Raw genomic sequence first — 19,542 nt, forward strand, 5'->3', positions numbered from 1 at the left:
GTTTAGATAGAAAACTATCTGAAATTACCCATTCACAAGCGCTGCAAGCTCCTTTTTTTGTAGAAACCGCTATTTCAGCTGCACGCGGGAAGCCAGCGCCACCAGCACCAGCACCGGAATGCCCAGGCAGGCCGTGCCGACAAAAAATGGCACATAGCCATAGGCGTCCACAAACTGCCCGGAAAAGCCCGCCAGCCACTTGGGCGCCAGCACCATCATGGAGCTGAACAGCGCGTATTGCGTGGCCGAGTACTTCACATTCGTCAGGCTGGACAGGTAGGCGATGAACGCGGTCGAGGCGATGCCGCCCGCCAGGTTGTCGGCGCTGACTACCCAGATCAGCCCCGTCAGATCGGCCCCGCGCGTGGACAACCAGGCAAACAACAGGTTGCTCGATGCCGACAGCACCGCGCCCAGCATCAGCACGCGCATCACCCCCCAGCGCATGGACATGACACCGCCAATGAAGGCCCCCAGCAAGGTCATGACAATGCCAAACGCCTTGCTCACAGCAGCCACCTGGTCTTTGCTGAACCCCATGTCCACATAAAACGGGTTGGCCATGATGCCCATCACCAGATCGCTGATGCGGTAGACCGCAATCAGCGCCAGCACCAGCACCGCCTGCCAGCGGTAGCGCGACAGAAACTCCGCAAACGGCGCCACCAAGGCGCTGTACAGCCACGCGGCCACGCCTTTGGCGGGCGGCAGGGGCTGCTGCTGCGGTTCCCGCGCGCACAGCACCGTCACCACGCCCAGCAGCATGCTGGCGGCCATCACGCAGTACGCCACCTGCCATGCGCTGTGCACATAGCCCGCCGTTGCGCCCTGCGCACGTGCAGCAATCCACAGCACCCCGGCCCCGGCCCAGATCATGGCCAGGCGGTAGCCCGTCTGGTAGGTGGCCGACAAGGCGGCCTGCTGGTCTTTGCCTGCCGACTCGATGCGGTAGGCATCCAGCGCAATGTCTTGCGTGGCCGAGCCAAAGGCGACGGCCAGCGCGCACCAGACCACGGGGTTGATGGCCACAGCCGGATCGTTCCAGGCCATGCCCAGCAGCCCCGCCATCACCAGCACCTGCGCCAGCAGCAGCCAGCTGCGCCGCCGCCCCAGTGCCCGCGTCAGCAGCGGCAGCGGCATGCGGTCCACCAGCGGGGCCCACACCCACTTGAAGGCGTAGGCCAGCCCCACCCAGCTGAGGTAGCCAATGGTGCTGCGGTCAATGCCCGCCTCACGCAGCCAAAAGCCCAGCGTGCCCAGCAGCAGCAAGGGCGGCAGACCGGCGGAAAACCCCAGCGCCAGCATGCGCAGACTGGCCGGTTCTGCATACACCTTCAGCGTCGCGCTCCAGGAGCGGCGGGGCGAGGTGGAAGGGGTGGCGGGTTTGGAAACGTCGGACATGGTGCGGGGCAAAAAGCGATGGCCCATTATCACCAGCCCCGCTACCATGGCAGCCCACCATGTCCTGCTCTGCGCCCCCTGTTACCGTTGATTGCAGCATTCGCCACTACAGCGGCGAACACGCCGCCCATGTGCACGAGGCCCACGCCCAGCTGCTCTATGCGCTGGCCGGCCGGATGGAGCTGGAAGTGGATGGGCACAGCAGCTTTGTAGACACCGCCTGCGGGCTGTTGATTCCCGCTGGCAGCCGGCACGGCTACCTGGCACCACCCGGTGCGCAGATGCTGGTGCTGGATGTGGGCGGTGTGCCGCACGCTGCGCTGGACAAGGTCCGGCGCTTTCAGGTGCCGCTCCCCGCACGCTGCACGCCCCACCAGTTGGCCCCGCAGGAACGCCTGCAACTGCTGCTGCAATCCCCGGCCCTGCTGCCGCGCCGCAGGGTGGATGTGCAGGCCATCACCACCGCCGTATCCAGCTCCCTGCATGCCGACTGGCCAACTGCGCGCATGGCCGCCCTGGCCCACCTGAGCCCGCAGCGCTTTCATGCCCGCTGGCAGGAATTGACGGGCAGCACGCCCCAGCAATGGCTGCGCCAGCTGCGCCTGGATGCGGCCGCCCAGCAACTGGCCCGTGGGCGCAGCCTGGAGGCCTGTGCCTGCGCCTGTGGTTACGCCAGCGCCAGTGCGCTGGCCTATGCCCTGCGGCGTGATCGCAACACCAGCGCACGCCAGCTGCGCCAAGCGCGCTAAAACCTGGCGGCCCAGCGGCCGCATCCCGCAGAATGCGCGTTTCTCGACATTTGCTGCCGCCTGCGCTGGCAGCATTGCAGGTATGCCGCAATCGTCTTCTTCTTTGCACGGCGTCGTGCTCGTGCTGCTTGCCTCGGTGCTCTGGGGCACCACCGGAACCGCCCACAGCTTTGCTCCCGCAGGCATGCCACCGTACTGGGTGGGCGCGTTGCGTCTGGTCATGGCTGCCGCGTTTTTCGTCATTCTGGGTCGCTTGCTGCGCGACAGCGCCGCCACCCGCAACACCCCGTTGAACTGGACGCGCGTGCTGCTGTGCGCCCTGTGCATGGTGACCTACAACATGGCTTTTTTTGCCGGGCTGCAGTACACCGGCGTGGGCCTGGGGACGGCCGTGGCCATTGGCTCCAGCCCCGTGTGGGCCGGCCTGCTGCAAGCGGCCCTGCAGCGCCGCTGGCCCAGCGCCCTGTGGTGGCTGGGCACGGGCATTGGCGTGATCGGCGGGTTTGTGATGACGCTGGGCAAAGGCGCTGACATGAGCGGTTCGGCCACCGGACTGCTGCTGTGCCTGCTGGCAGGTCTGGCCTATGGAGCGTACGCCGTCATCAGCCAGCCACTGATCCTGCAGTCGGGCGTCACACGGGTGAATGCCTGGGTGTTTTTCAGCGCCGCACTGATCTCAGTGCCCATGGCGGCCATGCTGGGCGGCACCCCGCACACCAGTGCCCAGGGGTGGGCGGTGGTGGTGTACCTGGGCGTGGTGGCCACCGGGGTGGCATATTTGCTGTTTTCCATCGGCCTGCGCACCATCTCAGCCGCTACCAGTGTGGCCCTGAGCAAGTTTGAGCCCATCACGGCCTTTGTGCTGTCCATTCTGGTGGTGGGCGAACACCCCAGCTGGCTGGCCTTTGCCGGCCTGGGCTTGGTGTTGCTGGGCTTGTGGCTGGTGGTGCACAGCGAAATGCGACAAAACCGACAGCGCTAGCCCCGCCAGCGCTTCTACACTGGGGTGCATTGCCGACGGAGTTACCCATGCGCCCTATCCAGCCCCCCGCCCCTGTCACAGCCACACTCACCGCCCGCTGCGGTTGCGGGAATGACCATGCCGGCGCCGCCCACAGCCTGTGGCAAGCCCGCCGCGCGTTCTTGCAACTGGGCGGCGTGGCCGCTGCGGCGACGGCCCTGCCCACCTGGGCCCAGGTGCAGGTGGGCGAGGCCTCGCGCCTGCGCCATCTGGTGCCTGCCGAAGAGCTGGAGCAGGCTGCCAGCCAGCAGTACGCCGAGCTGATTCAGCAAGCCCAGGCCAAAGGCATGCTGGTGCCCACCAACGACCCGCAATCCCAGCGCCTGCACCGCATTGCCAGGGCGCTGATTCCGCACACCTACGCCTGGAACGAGCGCGCCCGTAACTGGCAATGGGCCGTGGCCCTGATCCGCAGCGACGACGTGAACGCGTTTTGCATGCCCGGCGGCAAGATTGCCTTCTTCACCGGCATCATCCAGAAGCTGCAGCTCAGCGATGACGAAATCGCCATGGTCATGGGCCATGAAATGGCGCACGCCCTGCGCGAACATTCGCGCGAGCAGCTGGCCAAGAACTCCGCCACCAACCTGGGCATCTCCCTCGGTGCCCAGCTGCTGGGCCTTGGCGATGTGGGCAACTACGCAGCGCGTCTGGGCGGCCAGCTGCTGAGCCTGCGCTTTAGCCGCAACGATGAAAGTGATGCCGATCTGGTGGGGCTGGAGATTGCCGCCCGTGCAGGCTACAACCCGAACGCTGCCGTGGCGCTGTGGGAAAAGATGGGCAATGCCACGGGCAACAATGCCAATGGTTTGTCCTTCCTCTCTACCCACCCCAGCGGGCCGCAACGCATTCGAGAGCTGCAGCGCAACGTGCCCAGCGTACAAGGCCTGTACGAGGCCGCGCGCCGCGCACGCTAAGGCGTGGGCGCAGGCTTATCTGGCCGCACCCACGGCACAGCCCGCATCAGCCCAGCGCTTTCAAACCCTCATCAATAGCGGCTGCAATCGTTGATGCGCTTGCGCGAAGCGCTATGACTTCTGCTTCATCGAGTTGCGGCATGAACGGGGCCGATGCCCCACGGCGACCCATCACATGCGGCAAAGACACGCAGGTATGGCCCACCCCCAGCACATCGGGCATAAAGGTCGAGACCGGGTGAATGCTGCTTTCGTCTTCCACAATGGCTTTGACCAGGCGCGCAATGCAGCCACCAATGCCAAAGTTGGACACGCCCTTGCCCGCCTTGATGCGGTAGGCCGAGGTGCGCACGTCTTTCTCCATTTGCCGCTGCAGCGCGGCATCAATGGGTCTGCCGCGCTGGGCCGCAAATTCCAGCACCGGCATGCCGCCGATCAAGGCGTTGGACCAATGCAGCACCGACGAGTCGCCATGCTCGCCCAGCACATAGGCGTGGATGGAGGACGGCGCCACATCCAGGTGCTGCGCCAAGCGATCGCGAAAGCGGATGGAGTCCAGCGTACAACCCGTGCCAATGGCGCGGCCCGGCGCCACGCCAAAGCGCTGAACGGCAATTGCGGGCATGACGTCCACCGGGTTGGTAGCAAACAGCAGCACGGTATCTGGCGCCGCCTTGAGCACTTCGGACAGGATGTCGTCCATGATGTGCAAGTTCTGGTGCAGCAGCTCCAGCCGCGTCTGGCCGGGCTGCAGGCTGGCACCGGCCGTGATGACCACCACCGCGGCCCCGGCCAGGTCCACATAGCTGCCCTCCATCACCCGCGCAGAGGTGCCAAATGCGGCGGCATGGGCAATGTCTGCCGCTTCACCGGCCGCGCGGGCCGGGTTGGTGTCCACCAGCACGATGTCGCTGATACCAGGCATGGCCGAGAGCAAATAACCTGCCGCAGCCCCTACCTGGCCTGCACCAATAATTCCAATCCGAGCGCCCATGACCATCCTTTGCATGCTTCAAAGTCGGCATGCTAGAAGATCAAGGGTTTACCCGAAACACCCGCTGCAGCGTTGCTTGACACCCATCAACAACTGAAAAGGCTTTTTCAAAAATTCAAGATTGCGCAGCCTGTGCTGCCCTTTACCCTCGCACCCCACATGCACAGGCTGAAAAGGATGCGTCAGGTATTGGCGACGTAGGGATTGGTTTTGCGTTCCCGGCCAAAGCTGCTCTCCGGGCCGTGGCCCGGAATGAACACTGTCTGGTCGCCCATGGGCCACAGGCGCTGGACGATGGAATCGATCAGCTGCTGGTGGTTGCCCTGGGGGAAATCGGTGCGGCCAATGCTGCCGGCAAACAGCACATCGCCCACAAAACAGCGGTCGATCTGCGGCGCATGGAACACCACATGCCCCGGCGTATGCCCAGGCGTGTGGCGCACGTGCAAGGTTTCAAAACCAATGCGCACGGTATCTCCGTCCTGCAGCCAGCGGGTGGGCTCAAATGCCTCGGCCGGGGGAAAGCCGAACATCGCGCCTTGCTGCGGCAAGCCTTCCACCCAGAAACGGTCCCCTTCATGGGGGCCAATGATGTCCAGCTGCTGCTGGCCTGCTAGCTCGGCCACGCCACCCGCATGGTCGATGTGGGCATGGGTCAGCCAGATGGCTTTGAGCTGCAGGCCCAGGCGCTCCACCTCCCATGCAATGGCTTCGAGATCACCGCCGGGGTCAATCACCGCGGCATCCTGGGTTTGGTCGCACCAGACCAGGGAGCAGTTTTGTTGGAACGCGGTGACAGGAACGGTGTGGTACTGGAGCATGGGACAAATGGGGCTGCGAGTGAATGCCCCGCATTGTGGCGGAAGTGGCATGCAAGAAAAAAGCCTTTGCAGCGACCTCAACGCACCCCGCAGGGCTGCCCGCACTTGCTTGGGCCACGCGCCGGACAAGCCCTGTTCTGCGGCCATGGGCCTCGCCACACACAGCGCAAGCGATGAATCTGCTGGCAGGCACCCTTTTTTTATAGCTTGCAGCGCTTGCAAAATAGTGATTTCACAAAGATTTAGCTTCAAATCCAAGTCATAACAAGCGCTGCAAGCTACAAAAAACAAAGCATTCATTGCCTTCTGTATCCAAGGTGACTGCCGCGGTTGATGACGAGCACGCCGCTGCACCGTATGCCGCCCCATAGCGGATAGCATTCGCGCCTGTATTAGCCCCACCCACACATCGCTGCGCGGCGCTTTGCATAATTTCAATTCCACTTAGATTTGCGCTGTTGTGAACACTTCCACCCTTGCTGCACCGGTGTGCCAGCCAGCTTTTACCGAGCGAGACTTCCGCAATGCCCTGGGCCAGTTCGCCACCGGCGTGACTGTTGTCACCACCGCAGACGCGCAAGGCCGCGCAGTGGGCATGACGGTCAGCTCGTTCAATTCGGTCTCCCTCACCCCCGCCCTGGTGTTGTGGAGCATTGCGCGCACTTCCGGCTGCTACGCGGCTTTTGCGCAGGCCGAGCATTACGCCATTCACGTGCTGGCCAGCCACCACAAAGACCTGGCCATGCAGTTTGCCCAGCGCGGCATTGACCGCTTTGCCGGCGTCACCTGGCAGGCCAATGCCCAGGGCGTGCCCTTGCTGGACGACACGCTGGCCACATTTGAATGCCGCGCCCGCAGCCAGTACCCAGAAGGCGACCACCTCATCATGGTGGGCGAAGTGCTGGCCTGCAGCCACGCGGCCCATGCTGGCCCGTTGCTCTACCACGGCGGCCAGATGCGCTGAGCACACCGCACACCCCATAAAAAAACCGCAGGCCCTTGCAGGCACTGCGGTTTTTTTATGGGTGAACAGCACCGAAAAGCGCTGATCTGGGCTTAACGCGCTGCGTCTGGCAGCTCGATCTTCACTTCCAGCACTTCCAGGTTTTCCTGGCGCTCCAGCTGCACCTTGATGTCTTCAGGGTTGATGGAAACGTACTTGGAAATCACCGCCATCAGCTCACGCTGCAGGGCCGGCAGGTAATCCGGCTGGCCCGAGCCACCGATGCGTTCACGCGCGAGAATGATCTGCAGCCGCTCCTTGGCCACCGAAGCCGACTTCTTTTTCTCGCCCAAAAGCATTGAAATGATGGACATACTGGCTTACCTCCCACCAAACATGCGTTTGAAAAACCCAGGCTTGCTGGCATCGGTAAAGCGCATGGGCTTTTCTTCACCCAAAAAGCGCGCAATCACGTCCTTGTAGGCTTCGGACACGTCCGAGCCATCCATGTGCACGGCTGGCACGCCCTGGTTGGAGGCCTGCAGCACGGTTTCCGATTCGGGAATCACACCGATCAGCGGAATGCGCAGAATGTCCTCGATGTCCTGGATGGACAGCATCTGGCCGTCTTCCACACGATTGGGGTTGTAGCGGGTGATCAGCAGATGCTCTTTGACCGTGCCGCCATTCATGGCCTTGTCGGTCTTGGAGCCCAGCATGCCCAGAATGCGGTCAGAGTCGCGCACCGAAGAGACTTCAGGGTTGGTCACCACCAGCGCTTCATCGGCAAAGTGCATGGCCAGCAAGGCGCCGCTTTCGATACCGGCGGGCGAGTCGCAGACGATGTACTCAAAGTCCATCGCGGCCAGATCGTCCAGCACCTTCTTCACGCCTTCTTGCGTCAGCGCGTCTTTGTCACGCGTTTGCGATGCGGCCAGCACGAACAGGTTGTCGCACTGCTTGTCCTTGATCAGTGCCTGGTTGAGGTTGGCTTCTCCGTGGATCACATTGATCAGGTCATACACCACACGACGCTCACAACCCATGATCAGATCCAGATTGCGCAGGCCGACGTCAAAGTCGATCACTGCGGTCTTGTGGCCGCGCAGGGCCAGACCAGAAGCAAAACTTGCGCTTGTGGTGGTCTTGCCAACGCCACCTTTACCCGAGGTCACTACGACAATTTTGGCCATGTTTGCAGGGTTCCTTAGAGAAGAATCTTGTACAGAAGAGGTTCGCACAGGGCGACGCCATTGGTGCTCATGCTAAACGCAATGGCTCAATCACCAATTTTTCGCCCTCTAAACGTGCTTGTGCGGGCTTGCCCGCAATGTCTTTGGGCAGGTCGGTTTCCAGTGCCCGGTAATTGCCCGCAATCGACAGCAGTTGCGGTTCCATGCAGGTGCTGAAAATGCGGGCTTCGGTATTGCCTCGCGCCCCGGCCACCGCACGGCCACGCAGCGGTGCATAGACGTGCACATTGCCGTCGGCAATCACCTCGGCGCCGTAGCTGACAACCGCCATCACCACCAGGTCACAGCCCTTGGCATAGACCTGCTGGCCCGAGCGCAAAGGCTTGTCAATGATCATGGCGTTGGCTGCGGGCGCTGGAATCTCCCGCACCACTTCCACGGGCACTTCGCGAATCACTTCCACCTCACGCACCACCTCTTTGGTGCGCACCGGGTGGGCATCGGGCGCTGGCATCAGTCCGGCAATGTGCGCTGCGGCCATCTGCTCGGGCGAGCCGTTGCACACCGCCACAGGCAGGGTGCGGTGCTTTTTCAGCACCTTGATGAGTTTGGGAAAGTCGATGGCATCGGCGCTGTCGCGCACATGCTGCAGGTCAATCAGAACCGGGTCGTTGTCGAAAAAGTCAGGGTCGTCTGCCAAGCGCTGTGCCAAATCACTGGCCAGCACGGCAACCTGGGTGTCCCGTAAAGCCACGGCCATCACGGGGAGCTGGGCACTTTTTAGATCAAAGCTGGAGCGGGCTGTGCCCTGCGAGTCAACGGCCATGGTGTGGAGTGCGGATAGAAGAGGGGACGCGAACTCAAAACGCGCTAAGTGTACCCCGCAAGCCCTAGCTGCCAATACAGCACTGGCCGCAGAGCGCAACACCTTGTATCGCCCGCCTGCTCAACCGGCTTCAGAGGCTAGCGCTTGCTTGCGCTGTGCATAGCCTACGAACCAGTCCAGGCTGGCGGGGTTGGCCATGGTGTCTTTGTTGACCACTTTCTCCAAAGGCTGGCCCAGCAGCATTTTTTTGATGGGCAGCTCCTGCTTTTTGCCGGTCAGGGTACGCGGAATCTCCGCCACCTGCACGATTTCATCGGGCACAAAGCGCGGCGACAGCGCCTGGCGAATGGCACCGGCCAGCTTGGCCTGCAGCGCCGCATCCAGCTGCACCCCATCGCGCAGCACCACAAACATGGGCATGAAGCTCTCGCGCCCCAGGTATTCCAAGTCCACCACCATGCTGTCCAGCACCTCGGGCAAAGCCTCTACGGCGCTGTAGATTTCACTGGTGCCCATGCGCAGGCCATGGCGGTTGATGGTGGCATCGCTGCGCCCATAGATCGTGCAGCCGCCTTGCGGACTGACTTTGAGCCAGTCCCCATGCCGCCACACGCCGCCCATATCGGCAGTGCCATCGCCACCGCCGGGCTGGCGACCGTGGCCTGCCGGGTACATGTCAAAGTAGCTACTCAGATAGCGCTGGTTGCCCGGATCGCCCCAGAAATACAGCGGCATGGACGGAATGGGCTGCACGCACACCAGCTCACCCACGGCGTCCTGCACCGGCGTGCCCTGCTCGCTCCAGGCTTCCACCGCCGCACCCAGCATGCGGCACTGCATCTCACCGGGTTGCTGCACCAGCTCGCGGTTGCCGCCGATGAAGGCACCGCAAAAATCTGTGCCCCCAGACAGGTTGTTCCACCAGATATCCGCCGTCCCCATGCGTGCAAACTGCTCAGTACCCCAGGCCTGCACTTCCGGCGACAAGGGCGAGCCCGTGCTGCCCAGCACCGTGATGTGGGAGAGATCACCACACTGCACCAGATCCACCCCGGCCTTCATGCAACTAGCATAAAAAGCGGCGCCTGCGCCAAAACTGCTGACCTGGTGGCGCGCGGCAAACCGCCACAGCACACCCCAGTCGGGCTTGTCTTTGCTGCCGCCCGGGCTGCCATCAAAAATCATGCAGGTGGTGCCGCCGAGCAGGCCGCCGATCTGCGAATTCCACATCACCCAGCCCGTGGAGCTGTACCAGTGAAAGCGCTCGCCCCAGCTTTCCGGGTCATAGCTGCAGCCCACGTCGTTGTGCAGCGCCTTCATGGCCAGCGCCACAATCACAATGCCGCCGTGGCCGTGCACGATGGGCTTGGGCAGGCCGGTTGTGCCGCTGGAATACACAATCCACAGCGGGTGATCAAACGGCAGCCATTGCGGCGCAAACGCGGCGACAGCCGCATCGTCGCGCGCGACGGCATCGCTCCAGCTGGCACTGTCTGCCACCTGCTGCGTGGCAAACGGTGTACGCAGCACCAGCATGTGCTGCACGCTGGGCAGGCTGGCACGCAGGGCGCTGGCGATCTCGCCACGGTCCATGGACTTGCCTGCGTAATGCACGCCATCCACGGCGATCAGCACCTTGGGCTCAATCTGCTTGAAACGGTCCAGCACGGCCGCCGTGCCCATGTCGGGCGAACACACGCTCCACACGCCCCCCACGCTGGCCACAGCCAGGAAAGCCACGATGGTTTGCGGCACATTGGGCAAATAGGCGGCCACCCGGTCGCCGGGCTGCACCCCCTGGGCCTGCAGGTGCAGAGCCAGCGATGCCACCTGGCGGCGCAACTCAGGCCAGCTCAGTTCGGTCACCTCGCCCCGCTCGTTGTCCGCAATCACGGCGGGCATGCCTGCCGCATGCGCCGCATCCACATGGCGCAGCACCTGCTGGGCGTAATTGACCTGCGCGCCAGGAAACCACTGCGCGCCGGGCATCACGTTGCGACCCAGCGCCGCGCTGTGCGGTGTGGGCGACTGTAGGTCGAAGTAATCCCAGATGCTTTGCCAGAAAGCGTTCAGATCCCCCACCGACCAGCGCCACAGCGCGTCGTAGCTGTCAAATTGCAGGCCACGCTCTTGCGCCAGCCAGTTCTGGTAGCGGCGAATGATGGGTGTGCGGCGGGTATGGGGCGTGGTGGCTTGGGACATGGACACCAGCCTATCGGCACCGCCAGCGCCCGACCATGCCAGCGCCCCGGATTGACAAGCCGAAAGTTATTGACCGTTGGTCGGATCGCGCGAGAAGGCGCACCCACACCGTGCCATTGATGCAGTGCAAGCCACCGGCAGCACAAACCGACGCACAATGCACCATTCGCACTGACACAGATCACCCCGAGTCCGGGCCACAATAGGCCCACTTTCACAGTGATTGCACCCATGTCCATGAACACCGATGTCCTTATCGTGGGCGCAGGTCCTGCCGGCCTGTCGCTCGCCATCTCCTTGGCCCACGCGGGTTTGCAAGCCACGGTTCTGGAACTGCAAAACGAATCCCAACTGGCCAACTCCGCACCGGATGGCCGCGAAATTGCCCTTACCCACCCCAGCGTGCAGACCCTGCAGCGCCTGGGCACCTGGGCGCGCCTGCAAGACCACGAAATTGGCTCCATCCGTGATGCCATCGTGCACGACGGCCCGGTAGGCCAGCGCTCCACGCTGGATATCGTCTCCGAAGGCAGCGGCACCGATTACCTGGGCCGCATCGTGCCCAACCATGCGCTGCGCCGCACCGCCTGGGAAGTGGCCAGCCGCACCGAAGGTGTGACCATCCTCACCGGCGCCCGCGTGACCCAGGTCACCACGGGTGACACCCACGCCGAAGTGCACTACACCCTGGACGACAACGGCGCGCGCGTGGATGCAACGCCCCTGCGTGCGCCCCTGGTGATTGCCGCGGACAGCCGTTTTTCCAACGTGCGCCGCATGCTGGGCGTGGGCACGCAGATGACCGACTTTGGCCGCAGCGTCATCGTTTGCCGCCTGAGCCACACCATCTCGCACGAAGACAAGGCCCACGAGTGCTTTGGCTATGACCGCACCCTGGCCATCCTGCCCGTGCAGCCTGACCCGGAAACCGGCGAGCTGCTGTGCTCCGCCGTGGTCACCACCGATTCGGCCGATGCGCAGCAACTCATGCAGCTGTCGCCCGAAGACTTTGCCAGCCACGTGCAAAACCATTTCCAGAGCCGCCTGGGCGATATGCAGCTCGTGGGTGAACGCCACATTTACCCGCTGGTCGCCACCTATGCCCACCGCTTCAGCGGCGAGCGCTTTGCCCTGCTGGGCGACGCCGCTGTTGGCATGCACCCGGTCACCGCCCACGGCTTCAACCTGGGGCTGTCAGGGGTTGAGCGGCTGACAGCCTGCATCGTGGCCGCGCGCGCCGCCGGTCAGGACTGGGGCCGTGCCAGCGTGCTGGCGCCGTATGCACAAGGCCACCACCGCCATGCCTGGCCCATCTTCCAGGGCACCAATACGGTGGTGAAGCTGTTCACCGATGCGCGCCCCGTACCCCGTTTGGTGCGCCAGGCCATCATCCAGACCTCGCGCCGCATTCCGCCCATCAAGGCGGCCATCGTGGCCCAGCTCACAGGGCGCAGCCCCTGGGCACTGATCAGCAGCCAGCTGCCCAAGCCACCGTTTTTTCCGCGCAACAGCCGCTGAGTAGCGGCTATCAAAAAAAGGAGTGGCTGGCGCACCGCCCTGCTTGTTCTTGATGCATTAATGCCTCAAAAGCAAGTAGACACTGCCGCAAAGCGCTCCTAAAAATAAAGCATCTTCTTCGCCACGCAGGCACACAGTCTGCTTCCATTTTCCTGACATGGCAGCCGGTATGCGCTGCGTGGCCGTGTCGCGCCCGGAGGAAAGCCTCTAACATCGCGCCAGCAATTTTTACGGAGCAATACAAATGGGAATGTTTTCCTGGACTGAAAAGTCCCCCGCCGCGCTACAAGACGGCGGCGTGATTGGGCCAGACGAGCGTCTGCCCTGGGGCCAGACCGGCCTGATGGGCATCCAGCACGTGATCGCCATGTTTGGCTCCACCGTGCTCGCCCCCATCCTGATGGGCTTTGACCCTAACCTGGCCGTGCTGATGAGCGGTATCGGCACCTTGATCTTCTTCATCATCACCGGCGGCAAAGTGCCCAGCTACCTGGGCTCGTCGTTTGCCTTCATCGGTGTGGTGAACGTGGCTACCGGCTACGTGGCCACCCACGGCGCCAATGCCAACATTGGTCTGGCGCTGGGCGGCATCATTGCCTGCGGCCTGGTCTACATCTTGATCGGCTTCTTGGTGCAAGCCATCGGCACGAGCTGGATCGAGCGCTTCATGCCCCCCGTGGTGACTGGCGCCGTGGTGGCCGTGATTGGCCTAAACCTGGCGGCCATCCCCGTCAAGAACATGGCGGCCAACAACTTTGATGCCTGGATGCAGGCCGTGACCTTTGTGTCCGTGGCCCTGGTGGCCGTGTTCACCCGCGGCATGATGCAGCGCCTGCTGATTTTGATTGGCCTGATCGTGGCCAGCATCATCTACGCCGTGCTGACCAACGGCATGGGCCTGGGCAAGCCGTTTGATGTCAGCGGCGTGGCCAATGCTGCATGGTTTGGTCTGCCCAGCCTGCACGCCCCCGTGTTCAGCGCCAACGCCATGCTGCTGATCGTGCCCGTGGTCATCATCTTGGTGGCCGAGAACCTGGGCCACATCAAGGCCGTGACCGCCATGACCGGCAAGAACTTGGACCAGTACATGGGCCGCGCGTTCATCGGTGACGGCGTGGCCACCATGGTCTCCGGCGCTGCCGGTGGCACCGGCGTGACCACTTATGCCGAAAACATCGGCGTGATGGCTGCTACCCGCATCTACTCCACTGCCGTGTTCCTGGTCGCCGCCTTGCTGGCCGTGCTGCTTGGCTTCAGCCCCAAGTTTGGCGCGCTGATTCAAGCGATTCCGCTGCCCGTCATGGGCGGTGTCTCCATCGTGGTGTTCGGCCTGATCGCCATTGCCGGTGCCAAGATCTGGGTAGACAACAAGGTCGACTTTTCGGACACCAAGAACCTGATCGTAGCCGCCATCACCCTGATTCTGGGTACGGGCGAGTTCACCCTGAAGTTTGGTGAGTTCGCCCTGGGCGGCATTGGCTGTGCCACGTTTGGCGCCATCATCCTGTACGCCCTGCTCAGCCGCGCCAAGAGCCACTAAGCGGGCGCGCTGCTTGCAGCGCCTAGACGCTTCACAGAACCGACCCGCGGATGCGGGTCGGTTTTTTTTGCGCCGGCCGCTTCTTTGCTGCAATGCAGCAAACCCAGGCGCAGCCTCATCCGAATCGCTGCAAGTGCCCGCTTCGCCCGAAGGGCCGTAATAACAATGGATTAGAGACGCGGGCATGCGCAGGCACTATGCTGCCAACAAGGGTTAACACTGATACCATCCACATCGGAGATTGGGCCGCTCAGAGATACCGTCAGCACCACAACAGCATGCCTCGGCACGCCCTATATTGGGGTGATATACACCCCCTGCGCATCTCTGCAGTCCTCTAAAAAGCCGCCCATGCAGGCGGCTTGTTTTTGCAAAGTTGGAGAAACCACGATGAGCCTGGCAGACCGCGTCCGCTACCCACAATTCAACCACCTCGTCATGTCGGCAGACGCTGCAGCAGCGTTGATTCCGCATGGTGTCAACGTCGGCATGAGCGGCTTCACCGGCGCTGGCTACCCCAAGGCCTTGCCCCAGGCCATTGCGGCGCGTGCCAAGGGCGAGCATGCCCAGGGCAAGCCCTACAAGATCAATGTCTGGACGGGCGCGTCCACGGCCGCCGAATGCGATGGCGTCATGGCTGAAGCCCAGGCACTGGGCCAGCGCCTGCCCTTCAACACCGACCCCACCGCCCGCAAAGCCATCAACAACGGTGAGATTGACTTCATCGACATGCACCTGTCGCACGTGGCGCAGCACGCATGGTTTGGTTTCCTGGGCCATATGCACATTGCCGTGGTTGAAGTACTGGGCGTGACTGCCGACGGCTTGCTGATTCCCTCGACCGCCGTGGGCAACAACAAGACCTGGCTGGAAATTGCGGACAAGGTGATTCTGGAAGTGAACACCAAGCCGCCCGCGAAGATGGAAGGCATGCACGACATCTACTACGGCACGGCTATTCCGCCCCGCCGCATGCCCATCAACATGACGCATGCCGACGACCGCATTGGCGAGCAGTACCTGCGCGTAGATCCCTCCAAGGTCATCGCCGTGGTGGAAACGCACAAGGGCGACCGCGACAACGTGTTTGCGCTGCCCGATGCGCAGTCCAACACGATTGCCGCATCCATCATCGACTTCCTCGGTCACGAGATGAAGATGGGCCGTCTGCCCAAAGAGATGCTGCCCATCCAGTCTGGTGTAGGCAACGTGGCCAACGCCGTGCTGGCCGGTTTGCAGCACAGCCCGTTTGAGAACCTGCTGGGCTTCACTGAAGTGCTGCAAGATGGCATGCTGAGCCTGCTGCGCACGGGCAAGATGAGCAAGGCCTCGGCCACATCCATCTCGCTGGGCAAAGAGGCTTGCAAGGACTTTGAAGACAACATCGACTTCTACCGCGAGCGCATCATCTTGCGTCCGCAGGAAATCTCGAACCACCCCGAGCTGGTGCGCCGCCTGGGCATCATCGCGATGAACTCAATGATTGAAGCCGACATCTACGGCAACATCAACTCCACCCACGTCATGGGCACCGGCATGATGAATGGCATCGGTGGCTCGGGCGACTTTGCGCGCAACGGCTATCTGTCGTTCTTCGTGACGCCATCCGTGGCCAAGGACGGCAAGATCAGCTGCATCGTGCCCATGTGCTCGCATGTGGACCACACCGAGCACGACACGCAGATCATCGTCACCGAACAAGGGTTGGCGGACCTGCGCGGCCTGTCGCCCAAGCAGCGTGCCAAGGTCATCATCGACCAGTGCGCCCACCCCGACTACCGCCCCATGCTGCACGACTACTTCGACCGTGCACGCAGCCAGGGCGCACAGCACACGCCCCACATCCTGACCGAGGCGCTGAGCTGGCACCAGCGCTTTGTGGAAACGGGTGATATGCGCCTGTAAACCATATCAGGGCCTTGGCCCTGATCGGGCTGCCGGAGGCAGCCACAAAAAAAGCCAACTGCTTTGCAGTTGGCTTTTTAAATTTTTTGATTTTTGTGCAGCGGGAAAAGACTGGAAAAAGGCTTTTCGAGCAGCACGCGCTTTAGGCCATCGTGACAGCGATAAAGGCCAGCAAAAACATCATGGCGGCGCCGACCAGCGGCAACACCACCGGAATCACGGGCACTACTGCTTCCACAGCATCTTCAGGGGGCTGCGTGACAGCAGGATCGTGGGATTGGTGCATCAACAAGACCTCCTCGCAGCAAAGCATTCAAAAAATGACTGGGTTGCGCCGCAACCGCAGCCGGGAAATTCATTGTAGAGAGCCTGCCGCTTCCACAGCCACAGGCTAACCCTGATTCCTGCTGTCAGACACGGGCGGCTTCCATGCCCGCTTCGCGCAGGGCCTGCAGCACCTGCTCGATGTGCGCGGCATTGCGCGTTTGCAGCACCAGGTCAATCTCTACATTCTGCGCCGCCAGCATGGTGAAGGCCCGCTGGTGGTGCACCTCTTCGATGTTGGCCCCGGCCTCGGCCACGGTAGCGGTGATCTTGGCCAGTACACCGGGCACATCGCGTGCGCTGACGCGGATGCGCGCCAGGCGCCCAGAACGGGCCATGCCGCGCTCAATGATGGCGGCCAGCAGCAACGGGTCAATATTGCCGCCGGACAGCACCAGGCCCACTTTCTGGCCCTGGAATTTGTCCTTGTGGCGCAGCAGCGCCGCCAGACCGGCAGCACCCGCACCTTCCACCAAGGTTTTTTCGATTTCCAGCAGCATCAGCACGGCCTGCTCGACATCCCCTTCATCGACCAGCAACAGCTCATCCACCTGCGCACGCACCACCTCGCGTGTCAGGGTGCCCGCTGTGGCCACCGCAATGCCTTCGGCAATGGTGGATGCGCCAATGGGAAAATGGCTGCCCTGCACCGCATTGAGCATGGAAGGAAAGCGCTCGGTCTGCACCCCCACCACGCGAATTTCGGGCTTGATAGCCTTGGCCGCTGTGGCCACGCCAGCAATCAGGCCACCGCCGCCAATGGCTACCACCAGGGTATCCAGGTCGGGTTGATCGGCCAGCATTTCCATGGCCAGCGTTCCCTGGCCTGCGGCCACGCCTTCGTCGTCAAACGGGTGCACAAAGGTCAGGTTCTGCGCCGCGGCCAGCTCATAGGCATGCAGACGTGCGGCTTCCAGCGTGTCGCCGTGCAGCACCACCTCTGCGCCAAAGCCGCGCGTGCGCTCCACCTTCACCCCGGGCGTGAAGCGCGGCATGACGATGACGGCACGCACGCCCATGCGCTGTGCGTGGTAGGCCACGCCCTGAGCGTGGTTACCCGCACTCATGGCGACCACGCCGCGCGCCTTTTCATCGGCGCTCAACAGCTGCAGGCGGTTGCAGGCACCGCGCTCTTTGAAGGAGGCGGTGAACTGCAGGTTCTCAAACTTCAAAAACACCTGCGCGCCCACAATGTGCGAGAGGGTTTGCGAAGCCACACACGGGGTGCGCAGCACATGATCGCGCAAGCGCGTGGCTGCGGCTTGGATATCGGAATAGCTCAGCATGGTCTGCACATTCTGGCGGATTGCACAAGGCTTTGCTTGCGGCCAGGCTGCAAAGTTCTTTTCAACTTTAGGAGCTGCCAGCGCTTGCTTTTCATTGCTTCCAATGAAAAACCATGTGAAAACGCAGATTCAATCAGCGCTGGCTGCTCCATTTTTTTAACCTGGCAGCGCACGCTGCAAGATGGCATCTACGGCCATGGACTGCGTATCCAGCACGCCCACCACCCAGCCGCAGGCACCAGCCCCGAGGCGAGAGTGCACAAAGGCATCTGCCACCGTCTGCGGCGCATGGCTGCGCAACAGGCAGGCCTGTACCACCAGCACCAGCTGCTGCACCACATACCGGGCCCGGGCCTCTTGCTGCGCCGCAGGCCATTGCAGGGATTCCACCACGTGCTGCAAAGATTTTTGCAGCACTGCGTCACCCCTCGCCTGCTGCTGCAAGTCCTGCAGCAACAGGGCTGCGCTCTCGGGTTCACGCGCCAGCGCGCGCAGCACATCCAGGCACATGATGTTGCCCGAGCCTTCCCAGATCGAATTCACTGGCGCCTCGCGCAACAGGCGGGCCATCACGCTGGTTTCCACATAGCCGTTGCCGCCCAGCACCTCCATAGCTTCGGCCGTCAGCGCCACCGCGCGCTTGCAGACCCAGAACTTGGCTGCCGGGGTCAGAATGCGCTGGTAGGCACGCTGCTGCGGGTCGTGCGCATGCTCAAACGCCTGCGCCAGGCGCATGGACAGCTGCAACGCAGCTTCGCTTTCCAGCGCCAGATCGGCCAGCACACTGCGCATCAACGGCTGCTTCACCAGCACCTGACCAAATGCCTGACGCTGGCGCGCATAGGCCAAGGCTTGCACGGTGGCCATGCGCAACATGGCCGCGCTGCCAATCACACAGTTCAGCCGCGTCATGCTGGCCATTTCGATGATGGTGGGAATGCCCCGCCCCACCTCGCCCATCAGCACGCCCAAGGCGTCCTGAAACTCCACCTCGCTGCTGGCATTGCTGCGGTTGCCGAGCTTGTCTTTCAGGCGTTGAATGCGGATGCTGTTGCGCGTACCATCGGGCCGCCAGCGCGGCACGAAAAAGCAGGCCGGCCCACTGCCATCGGCCAGTTGCGCCACGACCAAATGCGCATCACTGCTTGGGGCCGAGAAAAACCATTTGTGCCCGCGCAGCAGGTAGTCCCCGCCGCGCCCACCTGCATGCACCGCTGTCGCGATGGTGGTGTTGGCGCGCACATCCGAGCCGCCTTGTTTTTCCGTCATGCCCATACCCAGCCAGACCGAGGTTTTCTCGGCAATGGGCACATCCTGCGCGTCATAGCTGCGGCTGAACAAGGGCGCTTGCAGCTGTGCCCACAGCGCGGGTTCCTTGCGCAACAAGGGAATGGCGGCCGTGGTCATGGTGGCCGGGCATAACGTGCCCTGCTCCACCTGCCCGTGCAGGTAGAAACCCGCCGCCCACGCGCTCCAGCGGCCCGGCTGTGTGTTATCAAACGGCAGGCTGATCAGGCCTTGGGCGCGGTACATGCCCATCAGGGCGTGCCAGGCGGGGTGAAACGTTACGTCCTCAGACAAACGCCCCCGCGCATCAAAACGTTGCAGAACCGGGCCCTGTGCATTCGCTTGTTGCGCCAGCAACCAGCTGCAGGCCTGTCCCAGTTGCTGCCCATACGCTTGCAGCTGCGGAAGCCAGCGCTGCGCGCCTGCGCGGTTCAACGCTTCCTGCAAGGCCAAATCGCAACCCAGCAGGTCAAGGTCGGTTCGCTCATCCACCTGGTTGTGAATGTCGTGTGTCTCCCAAGGGCCCATCACACACCTCCATGGCTGTTCACCCACAGTCTAGGAGGGGGTACCCCACGCAGCTACAGGGTCAACGCTAGCGGCAGCCTCTCAGAG

General features: G+C 62.8%; 17 protein-coding genes. 7 read left to right on the top strand and 10 right to left on the bottom strand.

Features of this window, described 5'->3' with window-relative positions:
• Positions 1 to 69: 69 nt before the first annotated feature.
• Positions 70 to 1,401, bottom strand: coding sequence for an AmpG family muropeptide MFS transporter (locus AC27VO_RS05940; RefSeq protein WP_488665791.1), 1,332 nt, complete (start codon positions 1,399 to 1,401; stop codon positions 70 to 72).
• A 59-nt stretch (positions 1,402 to 1,460) separates the two neighbouring features.
• On the opposite strand from AC27VO_RS05940, the gene AC27VO_RS05945 reads away from it, so the two are divergent.
• From AC27VO_RS05945 to AC27VO_RS05955, 3 genes are all read left to right on the top strand, one after another.
• Positions 1,461 to 2,150 (top strand): helix-turn-helix domain-containing protein, encoded by a 690-nt coding sequence (locus AC27VO_RS05945; RefSeq protein ID WP_488665792.1) that lies wholly within the window; start codon positions 1,461 to 1,463, stop codon positions 2,148 to 2,150.
• Between the two features lie 82 nt (positions 2,151 to 2,232).
• Complete coding sequence (locus tag AC27VO_RS05950; RefSeq protein WP_488665793.1) at positions 2,233 to 3,132, top strand: DMT family transporter; 900 nt, start codon at positions 2,233 to 2,235, stop codon at positions 3,130 to 3,132.
• 47 nt (positions 3,133 to 3,179) lie between these two features.
• Positions 3,180 to 4,088, top strand: a complete 909-nt coding sequence (locus tag AC27VO_RS05955; protein ID WP_488665794.1) for a M48 family metallopeptidase — start codon at positions 3,180 to 3,182, stop codon at positions 4,086 to 4,088.
• A 46-nt stretch (positions 4,089 to 4,134) separates the two neighbouring features.
• Here the strand turns inward: AC27VO_RS05955 and AC27VO_RS05960 are convergent, their stop codons facing one another.
• Together AC27VO_RS05960 and AC27VO_RS05965 are read right to left on the bottom strand one after the other, a co-directional pair.
• On the bottom strand, positions 4,135 to 5,082 hold the full coding sequence (locus AC27VO_RS05960) for a lactate/malate family dehydrogenase (RefSeq protein WP_488665795.1): 948 nt from the start codon (positions 5,080 to 5,082) through the stop codon (positions 4,135 to 4,137).
• 182 nt (positions 5,083 to 5,264) lie between these two features.
• Positions 5,265 to 5,903 (bottom strand): MBL fold metallo-hydrolase, encoded by a 639-nt coding sequence (locus AC27VO_RS05965; protein WP_488665796.1) that lies wholly within the window; start codon positions 5,901 to 5,903, stop codon positions 5,265 to 5,267.
• Between the two features lie 460 nt (positions 5,904 to 6,363).
• On the opposite strand from AC27VO_RS05965, the gene AC27VO_RS05970 reads away from it, so the two are divergent.
• A complete protein-coding gene (locus AC27VO_RS05970) occupies positions 6,364 to 6,867 on the top strand; it encodes a flavin reductase family protein (RefSeq protein ID WP_488665797.1) in 504 nt (167 codons plus the stop codon).
• 92 nt (positions 6,868 to 6,959) lie between these two features.
• Here the strand turns inward: AC27VO_RS05970 and minE are convergent, their stop codons facing one another.
• From minE to AC27VO_RS05990, 4 genes are all read right to left on the bottom strand, one after another.
• Complete coding sequence (gene minE, locus AC27VO_RS05975; RefSeq protein WP_488665798.1) at positions 6,960 to 7,220, bottom strand: cell division topological specificity factor MinE; 261 nt, start codon at positions 7,218 to 7,220, stop codon at positions 6,960 to 6,962.
• A 6-nt stretch (positions 7,221 to 7,226) separates the two neighbouring features.
• Complete coding sequence (minD, locus tag AC27VO_RS05980) at positions 7,227 to 8,039, bottom strand: septum site-determining protein MinD (protein WP_488665799.1); 813 nt, start codon at positions 8,037 to 8,039, stop codon at positions 7,227 to 7,229.
• 67 nt (positions 8,040 to 8,106) lie between these two features.
• The gene (gene minC, locus AC27VO_RS05985; RefSeq protein ID WP_488665800.1) at positions 8,107 to 8,865 is read right to left on the bottom strand and encodes a septum site-determining protein MinC; all 759 of its coding nucleotides are present in this window, start codon (positions 8,863 to 8,865) and stop codon (positions 8,107 to 8,109) included.
• 120 nt (positions 8,866 to 8,985) lie between these two features.
• Positions 8,986 to 11,067, bottom strand: a complete 2,082-nt coding sequence (locus tag AC27VO_RS05990) for an acetoacetate--CoA ligase (protein WP_488665801.1) — start codon at positions 11,065 to 11,067, stop codon at positions 8,986 to 8,988.
• A 231-nt stretch (positions 11,068 to 11,298) separates the two neighbouring features.
• On the opposite strand from AC27VO_RS05990, the gene ubiM reads away from it, so the two are divergent.
• The 3 genes from ubiM (at position 11,299) to scpC (ending at position 16,030) form a co-directional block, all read left to right on the top strand.
• Positions 11,299 to 12,585: a 5-demethoxyubiquinol-8 5-hydroxylase UbiM gene (gene ubiM, locus AC27VO_RS05995; protein WP_488665802.1), complete on the top strand. Its 1,287-nt coding sequence runs from the start codon at positions 11,299 to 11,301 to the stop codon at positions 12,583 to 12,585.
• Between the two features lie 244 nt (positions 12,586 to 12,829).
• A complete protein-coding gene (locus AC27VO_RS06000; protein WP_488665803.1) occupies positions 12,830 to 14,125 on the top strand; it encodes a solute carrier family 23 protein in 1,296 nt (431 codons plus the stop codon).
• A gap of 390 nt (positions 14,126 to 14,515) precedes the next feature.
• Positions 14,516 to 16,030: a succinyl-CoA:acetate CoA-transferase ScpC gene (gene scpC, locus AC27VO_RS06005; protein WP_488665804.1), complete on the top strand. Its 1,515-nt coding sequence runs from the start codon at positions 14,516 to 14,518 to the stop codon at positions 16,028 to 16,030.
• A 142-nt stretch (positions 16,031 to 16,172) separates the two neighbouring features.
• On the opposite strand, the gene AC27VO_RS06010 is transcribed toward scpC, so the two are convergent.
• From AC27VO_RS06010 to AC27VO_RS06020, 3 genes are all read right to left on the bottom strand, one after another.
• A complete protein-coding gene (locus AC27VO_RS06010) occupies positions 16,173 to 16,316 on the bottom strand; it encodes a hypothetical protein (RefSeq protein ID WP_488665805.1) in 144 nt (47 codons plus the stop codon).
• A 124-nt stretch (positions 16,317 to 16,440) separates the two neighbouring features.
• Positions 16,441 to 17,649 (bottom strand): threonine ammonia-lyase, encoded by a 1,209-nt coding sequence (locus AC27VO_RS06015; RefSeq protein ID WP_488665806.1) that lies wholly within the window; start codon positions 17,647 to 17,649, stop codon positions 16,441 to 16,443.
• A gap of 147 nt (positions 17,650 to 17,796) precedes the next feature.
• Positions 17,797 to 19,455 carry an acyl-CoA dehydrogenase family protein gene (locus tag AC27VO_RS06020; protein WP_488665807.1) on the bottom strand — a complete coding sequence of 553 codons (1,659 nt, stop codon included), beginning with the start codon at positions 19,453 to 19,455 and terminating at the stop codon, positions 17,797 to 17,799.
• Between the last annotated feature and the right edge of the window lie 87 nt (positions 19,456 to 19,542).

It is taken from the genome of Comamonas sp. 14P8.1.4, assembly GCF_057799285.1.

Excerpts from the sequence above, each read along its gene's own strand:
- minC (WP_488665800.1), bottom strand. The coding sequence starts at position 8,865 with ATGGCCGTTGACTCGCAGGGCACAGCCCGCTCCAGCTTTGATCTAAAA.
- AC27VO_RS06000 (WP_488665803.1), top strand. The coding sequence starts at position 12,830 with ATGGGAATGTTTTCCTGGACTGAAAAGTCCCCCGCCGCGCTACAAGAC.
- AC27VO_RS05990 (WP_488665801.1), bottom strand. The coding sequence starts at position 11,067 with ATGTCCCAAGCCACCACGCCCCATACCCGCCGCACACCCATCATTCGC.
- AC27VO_RS06010 (WP_488665805.1), bottom strand. The coding sequence starts at position 16,316 with ATGCACCAATCCCACGATCCTGCTGTCACGCAGCCCCCTGAAGATGCT.
- ubiM (WP_488665802.1), top strand. The coding sequence starts at position 11,299 with ATGTCCATGAACACCGATGTCCTTATCGTGGGCGCAGGTCCTGCCGGC.
- minE (WP_488665798.1), bottom strand. The coding sequence starts at position 7,220 with ATGTCCATCATTTCAATGCTTTTGGGCGAGAAAAAGAAGTCGGCTTCG.
- minD (WP_488665799.1), bottom strand. The coding sequence starts at position 8,039 with ATGGCCAAAATTGTCGTAGTGACCTCGGGTAAAGGTGGCGTTGGCAAG.
- AC27VO_RS05940 (WP_488665791.1), bottom strand. The coding sequence starts at position 1,401 with ATGTCCGACGTTTCCAAACCCGCCACCCCTTCCACCTCGCCCCGCCGC.
- AC27VO_RS05950 (WP_488665793.1), top strand. The coding sequence starts at position 2,233 with ATGCCGCAATCGTCTTCTTCTTTGCACGGCGTCGTGCTCGTGCTGCTT.
- AC27VO_RS06020 (WP_488665807.1), bottom strand. The coding sequence starts at position 19,455 with ATGGGCCCTTGGGAGACACACGACATTCACAACCAGGTGGATGAGCGA.
- AC27VO_RS05955 (WP_488665794.1), top strand. The coding sequence starts at position 3,180 with ATGCGCCCTATCCAGCCCCCCGCCCCTGTCACAGCCACACTCACCGCC.
- AC27VO_RS05945 (WP_488665792.1), top strand. The coding sequence starts at position 1,461 with ATGTCCTGCTCTGCGCCCCCTGTTACCGTTGATTGCAGCATTCGCCAC.
- scpC (WP_488665804.1), top strand. The coding sequence starts at position 14,516 with ATGAGCCTGGCAGACCGCGTCCGCTACCCACAATTCAACCACCTCGTC.
- AC27VO_RS05960 (WP_488665795.1), bottom strand. The coding sequence starts at position 5,082 with ATGGGCGCTCGGATTGGAATTATTGGTGCAGGCCAGGTAGGGGCTGCG.
- AC27VO_RS05965 (WP_488665796.1), bottom strand. The coding sequence starts at position 5,903 with ATGCTCCAGTACCACACCGTTCCTGTCACCGCGTTCCAACAAAACTGC.